Origin of the sequence: Larsenimonas suaedae (genome assembly GCF_023712105.1) — a bacterium.
Classification (GTDB): Bacteria; Pseudomonadota; Gammaproteobacteria; order Pseudomonadales; family Halomonadaceae; genus Larsenimonas; species Larsenimonas suaedae.
Genome location: NZ_JAMLJI010000003.1, coordinates 453777 through 469848 on the forward strand (window position 1 = coordinate 453777; position 16072 = coordinate 469848).

A 16072-nucleotide genomic window follows, 5' to 3' on the forward strand; every position below is an offset into this window, starting at 1 on the left:
CCATGTAAACTCGTCGCATCAATAAATATTACGGTCGTGTCGGGCCTTTGCGGTTCCCAGACGCGCCTCTCTCGCTCAGGACAGTTCATGTTTGGATTTTTCAGCCGTTTTTTCGCCCCTGCGTGGCGACATCCCGATCCCAAGCGTCGCCGAAAGGCCATTGACGATCTCGACCCCGAACAGAACAGAGCCGCGCTCGAGCATCTACTCGACGATAGTGCAACCCAGGTCCGAGACGCCGCACTGCTCAAGCTCGATGATCCCGAGCGCTTCATTGAACGTTTGGAACACCAACAGAACGACGTTATTCAGGCACGGTTGATCAAGCACCTGAACGGCAGTGCCGCCGGCGCTCTTTCGCTGGAAACCCGTCAGAAGCTGCTTGAAACGCTGAGTGAGCCGGCCCTTTTGAAAACCGTGGCCTTCAACGCCGACAATCAGCAGCTGCGCCTGACGGCCCTCGAGCGTCTGCGCGATGAATCGGACCTGATCGAGCAGGCCTGCCACAACAAGGTGGCGGCCGTCCGTCACGCCGCGGCGCAGCGTGTAGAAAGCGATCAGGGTCTTGAGCAGTTGATCAAGCTCTCGACTCGAGACCGCAACATCGTACGTCTTGCACGCAACCGGTTGAATGAGCGTCAGCAGAACGCGCGCGAACTCAAGGCGCGCCATGAACAGCGCGAATACTGCATTGGCCTGATCGAAAAGCTCGCCAGAGGCAGCTGGGAACCTCAATACGAAGCCCGTCATCGTCATGTCCTAAGGGAATGGGATCAACTTGCAAGCGAGGCAGATGCCGACCAAAGTGCGCGCTTCAAGGCCGCACATCATCAGTGCGAAGAAACCATTCGGGCGCATTACAACGCGCAATTGGCGGCCGAGGAAAAGTCCCGCGCCGAAACCGAGGAGCGCGAGGCGCGAACGGCCACCATCGAGGCGCTCGATAATGCCCTGGATCATCTGAAACGGGAGCCGCACCCGCGACGTCAGGACATCGACAGTCTGCTGGCGCTCAGACGCCTTCAGGCCGAGCGCTGGATCAATCTAAGCGAGGACAACGCGCCCGCCCCAAGCGTACAGGCACACTATCTCGAGCGCCTGGCCACCATCGACTGTCTGGTCAACACCTGGCAGACCCTCGATGAGCACCGCACCCAAATCGAGCAGGCGCTTGATCAAAGCGACATGGATGCGCTTGCGACTCATCGCCAAGCGATCGATTGGCCCCGCGAGTATCCGCTACCGCTTCTGCTTCAGGAAGTGGACACGGCGCTGGCCACGCACGCCGCTCCGAACACCGACACGGCTTCCGACGATGAGGCCCGGGCCGAATCCGAACACATCGCCAAACAAGCCGAGCAGCTCGAACAGCTGATCGAATCGGGCGAATTGCAAAGCGCCACGCGCCTTTTCGATGTCTTGCAGGCTCGCCACGCCAAGCTCGACGCCCGATTCCAGAAGCAGCACGCCGCCCACATCAAGCGGCTCAAGGCGCGCATTGCCGAACTTCGGGACTGGCGAAGCTTCGTGGCCGCGCCCAAACGCGAGCATTTGTGCCAGGCCATGGAGGAGTTGGCTCACTCCGATGAGGCCGAGACCAACCGAGAACAACGCCATCGCCAGCTCGTCAGTGAATGGAAACAGCTCGGCAGTGCCGCTGCCTCTCGCGAGCTTTCCCAGCGGTTTCGTAGCGCCTCAGACCAGGTGCGAAAAAATCTTGAAGGCTATTATCAGCACCTGGATCAGCAGCGCACACTGAACAAGCAGTACTGCGAGGCCCTGTGTGACCAGCTCGAGCAACTGATCGACAACGCCGACCAACTGGCTGACCCGGACGCGCTTCGCACCATCCGAAACAAGGCCCGAGAAGAGTGGCGCACGTATTCGCCGCTGCCCCGGGAAGACGTGGCAACCCTTCGCCATCGATTTGGCCTTGCGCTTCAGGGTGTACAGACACTCATTGATCAAAAGGCCCGCGGCATTGCCGAACAGAAACAGGCCCTGGTCGAGCAAGCGGAGCAACTTCTGACCGACGAGCGGGACATCGAACAGCGTACCCGGATCGCCAAGGACCTCCAGAAACAGTGGCGCAGCCTCGGGCGTGCACCAAAAGGCGATGAGCAACGGCTTTGGAAGCAGTTTCGAAACGTCTGTGACCGGCTGTTCGAGTGGCGGGACAGCGAGCGCACGACGCGCAAGGGTGCACAGGACCAGCAGCTCGACGCACTGCAGGCCTTGATCGACCGTGTGGATCAGTGGCATCCGACGCGGCTTGAGGACAGCGCCTATCTGGATCAGGTCGAGCAGGAACTGGAAGAATATCAACCACTGCCCAGAGGCCGACGCAGCGAGGGCATGCTGAAACGCTGGAACGGCATCGTTCGGCGCCGACGTGAAGAACTCGACTCACTGGCAAATGACGAGCTCAAGCAACGCTGGCATGCCTGGCAGCCTCTGCTTGAAGCCCACGTCGAGGCCGACGAAGCACGAATGCAGGGCGACACGTTCGAAGACGTTGGCTCATTGACCCTTGAACCGCCGCTGACCAAACAGGCCCAGCGCGCACATCAGGCCCGCAATCTCAATCGACGTCATGGCACCCCCACCGAAGACGACACGCTTCAGCGGCTCAAGGTGCATCTGGCGCTCATGGCAAATGCACCGATCAGTGCCGACGACAATGACCGTCGACTCGACATCCAGGTCGCACGTCTTAACGATAACGTCGGCCAGGAATACCAGCTGAGCGACGAATTCTCACAGTGGTTGTGCCAGTTGATTGCGACCGGGCCAGTAACGCGCACCCAGTGGGCACGCCTCAAATCCGAGCTGGATCAGCTGGTCACCCAGCTTGATTTCCATCAATGAACTCTTTTTGCCAACAAATGGTTGACGCCGGCCTGAAAATCCGTATTATACAGCCACGTCGATGCGGGGTGGAGCAGCCTGGTAGCTCGTCGGGCTCATAACCCGAAGGTCGTCGGTTCAAATCCGGCCCCCGCTACCAAATATGAAAAAGCCGACTCATTTTTTGAGTCGGCTTTTTTTACGTCTCAATAAAATCATCACACCTGCCCAAATCTAGACCAGGCGCGACTTAGTCCGGGTCGTTGGCCGCCTCCTGTAAACCTCCGCCGCTCTTTCCGAACATATGATACTTCAGATACGCCGCCTCGCGGTGCCGGCGTGCGCTGTACGCATCCCCAAAGTCCACCAGCTCGGTAATCATGCCCATCCAGTTATGGGTCAGTGCATAGGTCCAGAACCGCGGAGTACGGTGGGCCAAGTTGGGGCCGTACTGAACGGCGAGACTGACAACTACCGTTGCCGCGGCTGACGGCAAGGCAGTCCATCCTTTTTCAGGCGACGCATTCTGCTGCGCGTCGAAGCGGTCAGCAACGTCTTTGATGATCGCGCCGTAAACGGCTCGGTCCAGCTGAGTCACTTCCTTTTCGGTCAACGTAAGCGGTGCATTCTCCAGCGCCTCGGCGGCCTTGTGCTGCTTGAGCCCGACATAGGGCGCAAGCTTTTCGATCAACCCTCGCGAAAGCGCCAGCCCGGCCAGACGCTCCATCGACATTTGGCCGATATCGACACCATGCGCCACCGTCACGCCGCTGTTGCTTTGTCCGAGCATGGGCACACAGGCCGTGGTCGGGTCCCCGGCCTGCTCGAGCGCATGGATGAACTCGAAATCGATGGCGGCGGTATATACGAGGGTTTCTGTAGGGAAAGATGCCTGAGTCATTCGTGTGCTCCTGGGTCGGTAGATTCACTACCAACTTAATGAGCGAATCGGCACAATTCAGCCAATCTTGCGTGTCCTAAGTTCCCTTACACATCCTGGCCGATCGGCGCATCGAACGAGAGCGCCTGACCGCTTGCATCGCTTTGCTTGGCAAGCTCAAGAAGCCGCATGACTTGAAGTGCGCTGCCCAGACTGACCGGCGACTCGCCGCCTCTGAGCGCATCGCGTACGCCCTGATAGAAGGCCGGGTAATTGCCCGGTTGAGTGGGCACGGTCTCGCGTACAAACGCTCCATTTTGAAGGCGCACAATCTCACCGGGCGTGGCGTCATGCCCCCAGCCGTCAAACGTCGGCCGAGCTCCACGGCGTAGCATGCTCTCTTGAGGATCAAGCCCGTAGATAGTGAAGCTGCCCTCGGTGCCATGAAGCGAAAATCTCGGTGTCGGCGCACAGGCAACCGTAGTGCTGTGCAGAATGACTCGAAAGTCATCATAGCGAAGCACCACATGGAAATAGTCCGTTGCCTGCGCCTGATCGCGCAACGCCCCCAGATCAGCGAAGACCGAACGCGGCGGCCCAAACAACTCAAGCGCCTGATCGCCCAGATGGGCCCCCAGGTCCATCCAGACACCGCTGCCCTCGCCCGGCTGCTCACGCCATTTTGACGCGTCTACAGCAGGTCGAAAGCGGTCGAAATGCGACTCGAACTGGGTGAGCGCGCCAAGCGTGCCCTGCTCGATGAGCTGTCGGACTGTCAAGAAATCGCCATCCCAGCGCCGATTGTGGAAAACGATGGCCTGCTTGCCAGTTGCCTCACTGATCTCCTTTACCTTGAGCGCCTCGGAGTAGTTCAGCGCGAACGGCTTATCGATTACCACGTGCTTGCCCGCCTGCATCGCCCGGATGGCCAGATCGGCGTGGGTATCGTTAGGGCTTGCCACCACCACCAGCTCGATCTCGGGATGCGCAAGCACCTCATCAACACTACCCACCGAAGCGTTCGGATAGGCCCTTTTGACCTTATCGTTCTGCCGTGTTGCCACCGTATGCAATGAAAGGCCTTCAGTGGTCGTAATCAGCGGCGCGTGAAACGCCGTGCCGGCCAATCCAAAGCCAATCATTCCGACGTTAATCGCGTTGGTCATGAGTTCTTCCTTGGTCTTTTGTCATTGCGCTGTATTCCTGCCGCGAGCATTCACTAAACTACGGTTGAATTCAGCGCTGTCCGACAGCATTAAAGTGATCACGAACATACCCAGTTAGGAAGGTGCCATGCAAATAGTCGACCCCCGCACCGGGGCTCCGATGGAGAACCCCGCAGAAACCTCCGGCCACCGCGCCGGCGCCCAGGATGTCGATGACGCCAGCATCATCGTGACCGTGGACATGAGTAACTTCCAGCAGGTCGTTCTGGAAGGCTCAATGAATACGCCGGTCCTGCTCGAGTGCCTATCAAGCGGCAACGACGAGTGCCAACGCCTGACCCCCGTACTTGAAAAACTGGCCCGCGAATACAAGGGCGCGTTCATTCTGGCCAAGCTCGATATCGACTCCGAGCCTCAGATTGCCGCGCAGCTGGGTGTTCGCGCCGCGCCGGACGTCAAACTCATCGCTCAGGGTCAGCTTTATGATCAGTTCCAGGGCGCTCTGCCCGAACAGAAGATCCGCGAGTGGCTTGGTCAGTACCTTGAAGCGCCGCAGGATACGGGCTTAAGCACCCAGGCTCAGGCCGAACAAGCCGTTGAGCAAGGCGATACGGCAACAGCCAAGACGCTCTATCAGCAACTGATCAATGAATCGCCAAATCATCATGAGTACAAGATCGATTACGCGGGCGTTCTAACCGCTGAGGGCGACTTCGCGCAGGCGCTCGAGATTCTCGATGCACTCCCCCCCGAAGACCGTGATAGCTCAAAAGGCCGCGGTGTACGCGCCCGCATCGAGTTCGCCAAGGAAGCGCCCTCGCGTGAGGACGTGGATGCGCTCGGCGCACGAGACGACAGCGAAGCGCAGTTTTTGCAGGCGCAGTTCGCGCTCGGCCAGGGGCAGTACGAACCGGCGCTCGAGGCTCTGCTCACGCTGATGCAGAAAGACCGAAGCTACGGCGACGACATCGCACGCAAAACGCTTCTGCGCGTGTTCGATGCCCTCGGCAAGGAGCACGCTCTGACCACAACCTACCGCCGCCGTATGTTTACACTGCTTTATTGAGCACAAACGGGCCCGATCGGGCCCGTTTCAATGCACAGGGGCATCTCGCGGTTAGCGCAGCACCGTGTCCATCCGCTCGAGCGCGGCCTGAAGGGTTTCAAGCGAGGTACCGAAGTTAATACGCACGAAGCCCGGCCAGCCGAAATCGGCGCCATCCGACAGCCCAACACGGGCCTTATCCAAGAGCGCCTTCTGCGGGACATCGCCAAGCCCTGCCTCTCGAAGATCGAGCCAGCCTAGATAGGTCGATTCAGGCTTGGCCCAGCTGACGCCCGGCCAGGCAGCGACGTAGCGGTCGATCAACTCGGCGTTGCCTGCAAGCACATCAAGCAGTGCCTGACGCCACGGCTCACCGTGCTCAAACGCGGCTTGAGCAGCCACCAGCCCCATGACATTGTCGGAAGGCATCAATCCCAGACAGGCTCTCTTGAATCGTTTTCTGAGCCCGTCGTCGGCGATGACTGCACAAGCACTGGTCAACCCCGCCACATTGAAGGTCTTCGAGGGCGCCCAGAGCGTGATCGTACGCTCGGCAAGTCGAGGTTCTGCCTTAATCAGAGGTACGTGAGCACGACCTGTGTCATGGATCAGATCACAGTGAAGTTCATCGGAGCACACCCATAGATCGTACCTCTCGACCAGCGCTGCCAGCTCGGCAAGTTCCTGACTGTCGAACACATGCCCGGTCGGGTTGTGTGGATGACAAAGCAGTAGCATTCGCGTGCGCGGCGTAATGGCGCGCTCCAGCGCCGTGATATCCAGTCGCCACTGCGGGTCCTCCGCCGTTGGCGCACGCAGGGCGGCCGTCTGGGTATGACGTCCGACATTTTCCGCGATGTGAAGAAACGGAGGGTAGATCGGCGTCAGTGTCAGGATGTCATCGCCGAGTTCGGTCAGCGCCTGCGCCGCGATATGAAGCGCCGGCACCACGCCCGGCAGCCAGTGCTGCCAGGCGGGTTCGAGCGTTAGCCCATAATGGCGCGCGCTCCAGTCGCACAGCGTGCGCTTCAATGCATCGGAGGCGAAGGTGTAGCCGAACACACCGTGCTTGACCCGTGCCTCCAGCGCCTCGATAACAGGCTCTGGCGAGCGAAAATCCATATCGGCCACCCACAGCGGCAGCACATCCTCGTCAAAGCGGCTCCACTTGGTCGAGCCCATGTGACGACGCGTCGTCACCGTCGTAAAATCGAAGTCCGTACGCTCGCTTGCCATACAATTACGCCCTTAATGTTTCTTTTCTCGGATACTGCCATGACCGATGCTCAAACGCCTCAGTTCTATCACAGCGCCATGCAGGGGCTATCGCACCTGGTCGGCCATTGGCTGCGGATCGGCGACGCAAGCGCCGACCGTCTCGCGATTATCCTTGCCGATACCGCGCGCCTGACCAAGCTCGGACAACCGGAGGATAACCCCACCGGCGAACAACTCAAGGCCTGGAGCCAGGGTGAGACACCGCCGCTTTGGGCGGCCAAGGCCGCGCTCTTTCTCATTACTCAGATGCCTCAGCGCCCCGTGCCAACCACCGACGTCGAGTGCGCTGCGTGGGCCTACACCTGGCTTCGAATCCGTAGCTACCAAAGCGTTGCAGCCGCCATGAACCCCCTACCCGCCCATCTCCACCCCCTGCTTGAAGCGGCGCTTGACACCGCCTGGGGCGACCTTCACTCCCAGCGGCTGATCTAGCCGGTCATGAGCGCCTGGGGCGGCGCGAGCTCGGCTGAAAGCCGGGAGGCTTCGCGCTAAGCCAGGTGACAAACTCGGCAATGTCTGGGTGCGTCATCAGCGCCGCGCGCGTGGCATACTGCTCAGCCATCGCTTGTTCGCTGAGCACCACGTGGATATGGCGATGACAGGGCCGACACAGCCACAGAATGGCCGTATGCATCTGCTCCTTGCTGTAGCGCTTTCGAAAGCGTTTCTTGCGGTGTACGGTTCGGGGAATCAGATGATGCTTGGTCAACGCGTCAACGGCTCGACCGCACAACTCGCAGCACTCCGGCCGTGGCGGCACCGCATACGATGATGTCATCTCATCCATGACAGCTCCACTAAATGGTCTAGCCCCACTGTAGCTGGCGGGCCATCGGTTTACATCTTCTCAAGGGCCAGGACCTCATGACACCTGCCATTCGCTATCTTGAACATGCGCGCATCGCACATCAGATGCACCGCTTCACGACCGACAGCGCACATGGCGGCAATTATGGGGCCGCCGCCGCCGAGGCGCTCGGCGTGCCGTCTGAGCGGGTATTCAAGACCCTGATGACCGATCTCGGCGGCAAAACGCTTGCCATGGCCCTAGTCCCGGTATCGCATACGCTTGACTTGAAAGCGCTGGCGAAAGCGGCCAAGGTGAAAAAAGCCGTTATGGCCCCGACCGAGCGCGCTGAAAAGGCCACCGGCTATGTGGTCGGCGGCATCAGTCCGCTGGGCCAGAAGCAGCGCCACGCGGCCTTCATCGATCAAAGCGCACAGACCTTCGACACCATTTTCGTAAGCGGCGGGCAACGCGGGCTTGATATCGAACTCGGCCCGAACGATTTGATCCAATGCCTGAACGCACTCTGTGCGCCGCTGGCTCGTCGCTGAATCGGCTGCGGCCTGACGGTAAACGTGACAGCCGCGCCGATCACCGCACCCTGCGCGAGGACGCCAACATGCCCATTTCGTTCGATCTTTGGCTCGACCCTGACGACACCCCGCTGCACCGGCGTATCGAGCGTGAACTCGAGCACTACTTCCTCGAGCGCTTTGCCGATTACCCGCACATCCGCTTGCCGGTGTCGCAAACCCACGACTATGATGCGCCCTTCAACCGGCTCTATAGCGCCCTGATCGAGCGCGCCCGCGCGTATTGCCTGCGGGAATGGCAGTATTCACCCAGCCCGATCCAGCTCAATCAGGCCTTTTTTCGAGCAGTGTCCCGCTCACCCAAGTTCATAATCGAAGACGAAACCCATCCCCGATGATCCATCACACCGACAACCGCCCGACCGAGGCACAACTGACCTGTATCGAACGTCAGCTCGGCAGAGCGCCCAACGGCATTCAAGCCGTCAGTGCCGAAAACGACCATGGCACACCGCTGGTACTGCGCATGCATTCGCTGGTCGATGGCAAGCCCTTTCCAACGCTTTACTGGCTGAGCAGTCAGACTCTCAAGGTCGAGCTGTCTCGGCTTGAAGCGCAGGGCGTCATCAAGGCACTTGAAGACGCCCTCGCTGAGGACACCGAGTTCATGGCCCGTTACCGCGCGAGTCACGAGGACTACGTTCAAAAGCGCTGGCACTACATGACTGACGACGTGCGCCAGGCCATCGTTGACGGCGGATTCGAACCCCTGATGCGTGAGCGCGGCGTGGGAGGCATTACCAACTGGTCACAGGTCCGCTGTCTGCACACGCAATACGCCCATCATCTCTGTGGCGACAACGCGATCGGTCAGTGGATCGATCAGCACTATCCAGACATTGCCGCCTGCGCACTTGATGAGCGCTAACGATCAGCCGTTATTCCTTCACTAGTGATCCACATCGATAATTCATCTGTACCTTCTAGGAGCTTTCATGACGAGCATCTGTGTCTATCTCGGCTCGCGCAACGGCAATGATGAGCAGTGGGGAGCGCTTGCCGAAGCGACCGGTCGCGCCATCGCCAAACGCGGTTGGCGCCTGGTTTATGGCGGTGGGCGTGCAGGGCTCATGGGTCGCTGCGCCGATGGCGCACTCGCCGCGGGTGGCGAGGTGGTCGGCGTCATCCCCGAACAGCTCGTCGCCCGCGAAATGGCGCATTTCGGGCTGACCGAGCTGCACCGGGTCTCGAACATGCATGAACGCAAGGCCATGATGGCGGACCTGGCCGATGGGTTCGTCACCCTGCCCGGCGGCATCGGCACGCTCGAGGAGCTGTTCGAGACCTGGACCTGGCGCTACCTTCAACTGCACAACAAGCCATTGGGGCTGGTCGATCAGAACGCCTTCTTTACGCCACTGTTATCCTTTCTGGATAACGCCGTGGCAGCAGGATTTCTGGACGCAAGCACACGTCAGGCATTGGTTGCGGCCGAAACGCCCGAGGCGCTGTTGGATAACCTGTTCGATACGCCATGATGACCGCAGGCTCTTGCCACATCTACTCCACCGCTTCATAAGGAGCCACCATGTACGCCATTGCGATAAACCAGGGCCAACTCGACTGGGTCGAACACGAGACCCCCGAACTGGGTGACACCGAGGTTCGAATCGAGGTTGCCTGGGCAGGTATGAACCGCGCCGACAGCATGCAGCGCCAGGGCAACTACCCACCCCCGCCCGGCGCCTCCGAGATCCCCGGGCTCGAGGTCAGCGGCGTGATCGGTGAGGTCGGGCAGCACGTGACTCAGTTCAAGCCGGGTGACCGGGTCTGCGCCCTGCTGGCCGGGGGCGGCTACGCTGAACACGTCATAGTCTCCGAGCAGCAGGTGCTGCCGGTGCCGGACTCACTGTCTCTTCGTGACGCAGCCGCCATACCTGAAGTGTTCGCGACCGCATGGCTTAACCTTTTCATGGAAGCAAAGGCCACGCCGGGCGAGCGCATCGTGCTTCACGCAGGCGCCAGTAGCGTCGGTACCGCCGCCATTCAACTGTGCAAGAGCCTGGGTAACCCGTGCTTCGTGACCGCCGGCAGTGACGAGAAAATCAAGGCGTGCATCGAGCTTGGCGCGGAAGACGGTGCGAACCGTCACAGCGAGGATCTGGTCGAGCGGATTACCCAGTGGGGCGGCGCGGATGTCGTACTGGACCCGGTTGGCGGTGACTACCTGACAAAAAACCAGCAGATCCTGAACCAGGACGGCCGACTCGTGATGATCGGCGTCATGGGGGGCACCAAGGAAACGCTTGATCTTGCCACGCTTCTGTTCAAGCGTCAGCGTGTGATCGGCTCGACCCTGCGCTCGCGCCCCGAAGATCAAAAAGGCGCCATCTTGAAAGAGATGCAGAACTACGTCTGGCCACGTCTGGAAAACGGAGAGATCACCCCGGTCATCGACCGTGAGTGGCCAATCGAGCAGGCGCAGGAGGCGATGACGTACATGGAAAGCAATGGGGGGATGGGCAAGATTCTGCTCAAGGTCGCCGAGCGCTGAGCCTTGCCGCTCAGTCAGTGCCGGAGAGCGTTCGTTCGTACGTTAACTGCAGAAGACGGGCGTCCTCTCCGGCCCGGTGTCGCCGAATCGAGGCACTGTCGATCATCGCCTCCTTGGTCGACATCCAGCGTTCAAGCTGCTGCTCGTTCAATAATCGTCGAAGACTTTCGAGCCGGAACCGGGGCAGCAGACTGGCGCAATCAAACAGCAGCGACACCCACGTGTTATCGAATCCCCAGCTGTCGCTGTAGGCAAGCCGACAATCACCGAGCTCGTCATTGAGCCACTGCGCGACGTCTCGCACCGGGTAGCCCTCACGCATCAAGCGTTCGCGGGAAATACCATGAAGAAGCTCTGCCTTCGGGTCCCAGTGGGTCCACTCCGCGCAGGGCTGGATAAGAAAGGCACAGGTACTGGCATCGGCACGTGCAATGCCGATTTCGATCGGATAGCTGCCCCGACCGAAACCCGAGGCTTCAACATCAAGAATGATTGGAAGCTTCACACGCGCCCACCTTTGCTAGAAACATCAAGAGGCATCGATCATGCCTCTTTCCCTAGCCTAGCGGCTGGGTTCCTTTCAGGCGAGTGACCTAATGCACATGCTCCACGCCGCTTAAGCTTTCGACGCGGCTGGCCTCGGACGATGGCTGCCCCAGGTCATCCCAGTAATCGGCTCGGACATCGTTCACCTGAAGCCCCAGTTGACCGTTGCGATAGGCACGGGCAAGGCGGTCCGCCGCCGGCGCATAGCCTGCTTCTGCCGCACGTGCATACCAGGTCACGGCTCGGGATTCCCGTGCCACATACTGATTGCACCCGAACTCGAAGATTCGCCCGGCCTGAAACTGCGCCTGAACGTCGCCGGCTTCAGCGGCCTGAAGCACCATATGGGCGCCCTTGGCCTTTTCCTGCGCGGTGACACCGCATCGAAACAGCATCAGACCGTACAAGGACTGCGCATCGACAAGTCCTGCGTTGGCACACCGTTTGAATAACCGCATGCTCAATCGATGACAACGGGGCGATGGGCGACCCCGGTTGGCATGGAGCAACCGCTCGGCTATTCGATATTCCATTCGCGCAAAGAGGGTAGCAGCCTGCAACATGGCGACTCACCTTGAAACCGTGAACAAAGCTGTTCGACACGCGCCATCGTATCCGTGACGGCCTTGGTGTTCGAACCGAATCAGCAGGCTCTTTCGCTCGATGCCCCGGCGAGCGACCCCTGAGCCTGCAACGCATGCTGGCCGCCATTATGGCGGGCAGGCCGCGCAATATACGCCTGAGATGACGTATTCTCAACCCCCAAAATTGCCGGTTTTTGACGCCGCCGCTACCATGGGGATCACATCACTCATTGCATAAGAGCGTTCCATGAAAAAGAGACCGTTAGGTGACAGTGGCATCGACGTTACGCCACTGTGTTTGGGCACCATGACGTTTGGTGAGCAAAACACCGAGGCAGAGGCTCATCAGCAGCTTGATCGCGCGCTCGACGCCGGCATCAATTTCATCGACACCGCCGAAATGTATCCGGTACCCCCCAAGGGGGAAACCCAGGGTCGAACGGAAGCCTACATCGGAAGCTGGCTTAAAAAACGTGGGCGGCGCGATGACATCGTACTGGCCAGCAAGGCCACAGGCGCCGGACGCCATATGACGCACCTGCGGGGCGGCCCGAAACTTGACCGCAACAATATTCATAAGGCCATCGATGACAGCCTGGCTCGACTCAACACCGACTATCTCGACCTTTACCAGCTCCACTGGCCGGATCGACAAGCCAATTATTTCGGAAAGCTTGGCTATACGCCGCAGGACGACACCGAGGCTACGCCTATCGAGGACACTCTGAGGGCGCTGAAAGAACTGGTGGATGCCGGCAAGGTACGGACCATCGGGCTTTCCAATGAAACGCCCTGGGGCGTAATGACCTTTTTACACCTGGCGGACAAGCTGGGGCTTCCTCGGGTCGTCAGCGTGCAAAACCCGTATAATCTGCTCAACCGCAGCTATGAAGTCGGTCTTGCCGAGATCAGCCACCGAGAGCGAGTAGGCCTTCTCGCCTACTCGCCACTGGCGTTTGGTGTTCTCTCCGGCAAATACCTCGGGGGCATGAAACCCGAAAACGCACGACTGACCCTGTTCGAACGTTTCCAGCGCTACACCTCAACGCTTGCTGACGAGGCCACATGGGCCTACGTCGACATCGCGCGCCGATTCGGGCTCGACCCGGCGCAGATGGCGCTGGCGTATGTAACCTCACGACCCTTTGTGACCAGCAATATCATCGGCGCTACCACCATGGCGCAGCTCGAGAGCAACCTGCAAAGTGCAGAGCTTGAGCTGAGCGATGAGGTCATCGAGGCAATCGAGGGTGTTCATCAGCGTCTACCCAACCCAAGCCCATGATTGCGCTTGATTTATTAACTCGCGTGCCTAATACGGCGGGTATGACGCAAATAGCTTAAAGCAATCTGTACGACCACTCGCCGGCATGGGCGGGTGGTATACTATAGCTTTTACGAATCGGATAAAGGTGAGCCTCATGCTGAGCGTCATTTCGCCGGCGAAAACCCTCGATTTCGAGACGCCCCCTGCCACAGCTACGTGCACGTACCCTGACCACCTCGATGACAGCGCTCGGTTGATCGATCGTCTTAAAGAGTACACTCCCGAACAGCTTGCAACGTTGATGGGGCTCAGCGATAAACTGGCCGGGCTGAATGTGGCTCGCTACGCCGAGTGGCAGCGTCCGTTTACCCAGGATAATGCCAAGCAGGCGGTACTGGCCTTTCAGGGCGATGTCTATCAAGGGCTCGACGCACCGTCCTGGTCGCAGGATGATTTCGATTGGGCACAATCACACCTTCGAATTCTATCGGGTCTCTATGGACTGTTGCGACCACTCGATCTGATACAGCCTTATCGGCTCGAGATGGGCACCAAGCTTGCCAATGAACGAGGAAAGGACCTCTACGCGTTCTGGACCCGCGTTCTGAGCGATCATCTCGAGGCCGCCTTGCTCGAAAGCGGTTCGAACGTCTTGATCAACCTGGCCTCCAACGAGTATTTCAAGGCCGTTGATAAGACGCGACTGTCGGCCCGCATCATCACGCCGGTGTTCAAGGACGAAAAGAATGGATCGTTCAAGATCATCAGCTTCTATGCCAAGAAAGCACGTGGATTGATGGGCGACTGGATGATCCGTCATCGCCTTGACGATCCAGAAGCGCTCAAGGCATTCGACGTGGATGGGTATCAATTCAGCGCCTCAATGAGTCAAGGCGATGAATGGGTATTCATCCGAGAAGAAGCTTCACGTTAACGCCGGGCATTTTGCCCTTACCACCACCTCAGGAGTAGCGATGAAACACCTGCTCATTACGTTCATGGTCGCGTTCATGACCTTCGGGGTCGCCGTCGACCACGCTGACGCCAAACGACTTGGCGGCGGCAAGAGCTTCGGCTCATATTCACGCTCGGCTCAATCAAGCAGCACAGCGAGCTCAAGAGCCACCACCCCACCCAGACAGGCCACCGCACCCAATAGCCGCCTGTCGCGCTTTGCAGGGCCCTTTGCAGGCATTCTCGCAGGCGGCCTTCTTGCATCGCTGTTCTTCGGCGGCGCATTCGATGGCATTCGCATAATGGACATGCTGCTGATCGCGCTTGTCGCCTTCATCGCCTTCAAGTTTCTGCGCCGCCGGCGTCACGCCATGGCCGGCCATCAGGACAACACTCAGGACTGGCGCCAGACCCGCACCGCGGAACAGCCCATGTCCTCAGGTGGCTCCAATGCGGGCGGCGCCGTACCGGGCACTCAAAACGCAACACCGGACTGGTTCAACAAAGAGCAGTTTCTCCAGGGTGCCAAGGAGCATTTCACGGCCTTGCAGCGCGCCTGGGACACTAACGACCTGCAAAAGATTCAGGAGTACGTCACTCCCGAGCTTTATAACCTGCTCCGTAAGGAGCGCGCAGAGCAACCGGTCAACAATGAAACTCAAATCGAGAAACTGTTCGTTGAACTGGGCAGCATTCAGGAGTTTGGCCAGGACGCTGAAGCAACGGTTCTTTTCCACGGCCTGATCAAGGAGGAAGGGGAAGTCAGCGAGTTCAATGAAACCTGGCACCTTACTCGCAAGCTCAAGGATGGCGCACCGTGGTACATCCAGGGTATCGAACAGAACCGGTAATTCCTGTTCGAGGTGACACAAAAAAGGCCAGCATAAGCTGGCCTTTTTCAGTTCTAGGAAACGGGATCAGTGGTCGGTAGACTTTTCGACTTCATCACCCATTTCTTCAACTTTGTCCTGAGTTGCTTCTGCTGCATTGTCAGTGTGCTCTTCAATCGCATCGCCTGCGTTATCGGCGTGCTCTTCGATTGAATCGCCTGCGTTCTCTGCAGACTCCTGAGTTTGCTCGGCAGCGTTATCGATATTCTGCCCTGCTTCCTCTGCCGGGCCGTCGTCGCTGTCACAGGCGGCTACTGCAGTTGCCATTACAAGCGCAAAAAAGATTCCAGTCAGTTTTTTCATTGATCTCGTCCTTGTGTTGTACAGAAAGCATCCGTGCATGGCATGCACGAGCCGTACTGTAACCTTTATTCTATACAAAAAAAAACCTCAGCACGAAAAGTACCGAGGCTCCCATCAATGTCGTGCTTGCAGCGTCAGCTACTGCACCCCTTCATTGGACCATTTTTGATTAGAATCAACTATTAAGCTTTAGCCGCACGACCAAAGTTTACTGAAGCAGAAACTCAAAGGTTCTCACGGTATCAGTATCAACGACCTAATAGGGGCCTTACGCACGGCGGCATATTTCAGGCATAAAAAAAGGCCCCGATCGACTGATCGGGGCCTTGGTATAGATGCCTGACGATGACCTACTCTCGCATGGAGAAGCTCCACACTACCATCGGCGCGGGGTGGTTTCACTTCCGAGTTCGGCATGGGATCGGGTGGTTCCCACCT

Annotated in this window: 18 protein-coding genes, 1 tRNA gene and 1 rRNA gene; 12 read left to right on the top strand and 8 right to left on the bottom strand. The window is 58.9% G+C overall.

Features of this window, described 5'->3' with window-relative positions; translation table 11 throughout:
- Positions 1 to 87: 87 nt before the first annotated feature.
- Both NAT49_RS11645 and NAT49_RS11650 read left to right on the top strand, forming a co-directional pair.
- Positions 88 to 2868, top strand: coding sequence for a DUF349 domain-containing protein (locus NAT49_RS11645; RefSeq protein ID WP_251594349.1), 2781 nt, complete (start codon positions 88 to 90; stop codon positions 2866 to 2868).
- Between the two features lie 62 nt (positions 2869 to 2930).
- Positions 2931 to 3007, top strand: a tRNA-Met gene (locus NAT49_RS11650).
- Between the two features lie 90 nt (positions 3008 to 3097).
- Here NAT49_RS11650 and NAT49_RS11655 read toward each other — a convergent pair.
- Together NAT49_RS11655 and NAT49_RS11660 are read right to left on the bottom strand one after the other, a co-directional pair.
- Positions 3098 to 3748: a pesticin C-terminus-like muramidase gene (locus tag NAT49_RS11655; protein ID WP_251594350.1), complete on the bottom strand. Its 651-nt coding sequence runs from the start codon at positions 3746 to 3748 to the stop codon at positions 3098 to 3100.
- 86 nt (positions 3749 to 3834) lie between these two features.
- Entirely contained in the window at positions 3835 to 4893 is a 1059-nt protein-coding gene (locus tag NAT49_RS11660) for an oxidoreductase (protein WP_251594352.1), read from the bottom strand.
- Between the two features lie 127 nt (positions 4894 to 5020).
- On the opposite strand from NAT49_RS11660, the gene NAT49_RS11665 reads away from it, so the two are divergent.
- Positions 5021 to 5959: a tetratricopeptide repeat protein gene (locus NAT49_RS11665; protein WP_251594354.1), complete on the top strand. Its 939-nt coding sequence runs from the start codon at positions 5021 to 5023 to the stop codon at positions 5957 to 5959.
- Between the two features lie 51 nt (positions 5960 to 6010).
- Here NAT49_RS11665 and NAT49_RS11670 read toward each other — a convergent pair whose 3' ends face one another.
- Positions 6011 to 7174 carry a MalY/PatB family protein gene (locus NAT49_RS11670; protein WP_251594356.1) on the bottom strand — a complete coding sequence of 388 codons (1164 nt, stop codon included), beginning with the start codon at positions 7172 to 7174 and terminating at the stop codon, positions 6011 to 6013.
- A gap of 39 nt (positions 7175 to 7213) precedes the next feature.
- Between NAT49_RS11670 and NAT49_RS11675 the strand changes: the two genes are divergently transcribed.
- On the top strand, positions 7214 to 7648 hold the full coding sequence (locus tag NAT49_RS11675) for a hypothetical protein (RefSeq protein WP_251594358.1): 435 nt from the start codon (positions 7214 to 7216) through the stop codon (positions 7646 to 7648).
- A gap of 4 nt (positions 7649 to 7652) precedes the next feature.
- On the opposite strand, the gene NAT49_RS11680 is transcribed toward NAT49_RS11675, so the two are convergent.
- On the bottom strand, positions 7653 to 8003 hold the full coding sequence (locus NAT49_RS11680; protein ID WP_251594360.1) for a hypothetical protein: 351 nt from the start codon (positions 8001 to 8003) through the stop codon (positions 7653 to 7655).
- 77 nt (positions 8004 to 8080) lie between these two features.
- Between NAT49_RS11680 and ybaK the strand changes: the two genes are divergently transcribed.
- The 5 genes from ybaK to NAT49_RS11705 all read left to right on the top strand — a co-directional run bounded on the left by ybaK (position 8081) and on the right by NAT49_RS11705 (position 11090).
- Positions 8081 to 8554, top strand: a complete 474-nt coding sequence (ybaK, locus tag NAT49_RS11685; RefSeq protein ID WP_251594362.1) for a Cys-tRNA(Pro) deacylase — start codon at positions 8081 to 8083, stop codon at positions 8552 to 8554.
- Positions 8515 to 8934 (top strand): hypothetical protein, encoded by a 420-nt coding sequence (locus tag NAT49_RS11690; RefSeq protein WP_309619153.1) that lies wholly within the window; start codon positions 8515 to 8517, stop codon positions 8932 to 8934. Before ybaK ends, NAT49_RS11690 begins: the two co-directional genes overlap by 40 nt.
- Complete coding sequence (locus NAT49_RS11695) at positions 8931 to 9464, top strand: DUF501 domain-containing protein (protein ID WP_251594364.1); 534 nt, start codon at positions 8931 to 8933, stop codon at positions 9462 to 9464. The genes NAT49_RS11690 and NAT49_RS11695 overlap by 4 nt, the downstream gene beginning before the upstream one ends.
- A gap of 67 nt (positions 9465 to 9531) precedes the next feature.
- Positions 9532 to 10074, top strand: a complete 543-nt coding sequence (locus tag NAT49_RS11700) for an LOG family protein (RefSeq protein ID WP_251594366.1) — start codon at positions 9532 to 9534, stop codon at positions 10072 to 10074.
- A 50-nt stretch (positions 10075 to 10124) separates the two neighbouring features.
- Positions 10125 to 11090 carry an NAD(P)H-quinone oxidoreductase gene (locus NAT49_RS11705; protein ID WP_251594368.1) on the top strand — a complete coding sequence of 322 codons (966 nt, stop codon included), beginning with the start codon at positions 10125 to 10127 and terminating at the stop codon, positions 11088 to 11090.
- A gap of 10 nt (positions 11091 to 11100) precedes the next feature.
- On the opposite strand, the gene NAT49_RS11710 is transcribed toward NAT49_RS11705, so the two are convergent.
- The gene (locus NAT49_RS11710; RefSeq protein ID WP_251594370.1) at positions 11101 to 11595 is read right to left on the bottom strand and encodes a 3'-5' exonuclease; all 495 of its coding nucleotides are present in this window, start codon (positions 11593 to 11595) and stop codon (positions 11101 to 11103) included.
- A gap of 88 nt (positions 11596 to 11683) precedes the next feature.
- Positions 11684 to 12094: a tetratricopeptide repeat protein gene (locus tag NAT49_RS11715; protein WP_309619154.1), complete on the bottom strand. Its 411-nt coding sequence runs from the start codon at positions 12092 to 12094 to the stop codon at positions 11684 to 11686.
- Positions 12095 to 12467: 373 nt separating this feature from the next.
- Here NAT49_RS11715 and NAT49_RS11720 point away from each other — a divergent pair, with 373 nt between their 5' ends.
- The 3 genes from NAT49_RS11720 to NAT49_RS11730 all read left to right on the top strand — a co-directional run bounded on the left by NAT49_RS11720 (position 12468) and on the right by NAT49_RS11730 (position 15292).
- Positions 12468 to 13505: an NADP(H)-dependent aldo-keto reductase gene (locus tag NAT49_RS11720; protein ID WP_251594374.1), complete on the top strand. Its 1038-nt coding sequence runs from the start codon at positions 12468 to 12470 to the stop codon at positions 13503 to 13505.
- Between the two features lie 136 nt (positions 13506 to 13641).
- Positions 13642 to 14421 carry a peroxide stress protein YaaA gene (gene yaaA, locus NAT49_RS11725; protein WP_251594376.1) on the top strand — a complete coding sequence of 260 codons (780 nt, stop codon included), beginning with the start codon at positions 13642 to 13644 and terminating at the stop codon, positions 14419 to 14421.
- A 40-nt stretch (positions 14422 to 14461) separates the two neighbouring features.
- On the top strand, positions 14462 to 15292 hold the full coding sequence (locus NAT49_RS11730; RefSeq protein ID WP_251594378.1) for a Tim44 domain-containing protein: 831 nt from the start codon (positions 14462 to 14464) through the stop codon (positions 15290 to 15292).
- A gap of 66 nt (positions 15293 to 15358) precedes the next feature.
- Here NAT49_RS11730 and NAT49_RS11735 read toward each other — a convergent pair whose 3' ends face one another.
- Entirely contained in the window at positions 15359 to 15634 is a 276-nt protein-coding gene (locus NAT49_RS11735) for a hypothetical protein (RefSeq protein WP_251594380.1), read from the bottom strand.
- Positions 15635 to 15971: 337 nt separating this feature from the next.
- A 5S ribosomal RNA gene (rrf, locus tag NAT49_RS11740) occupies positions 15972 to 16072 on the bottom strand; the annotation flags it as partial.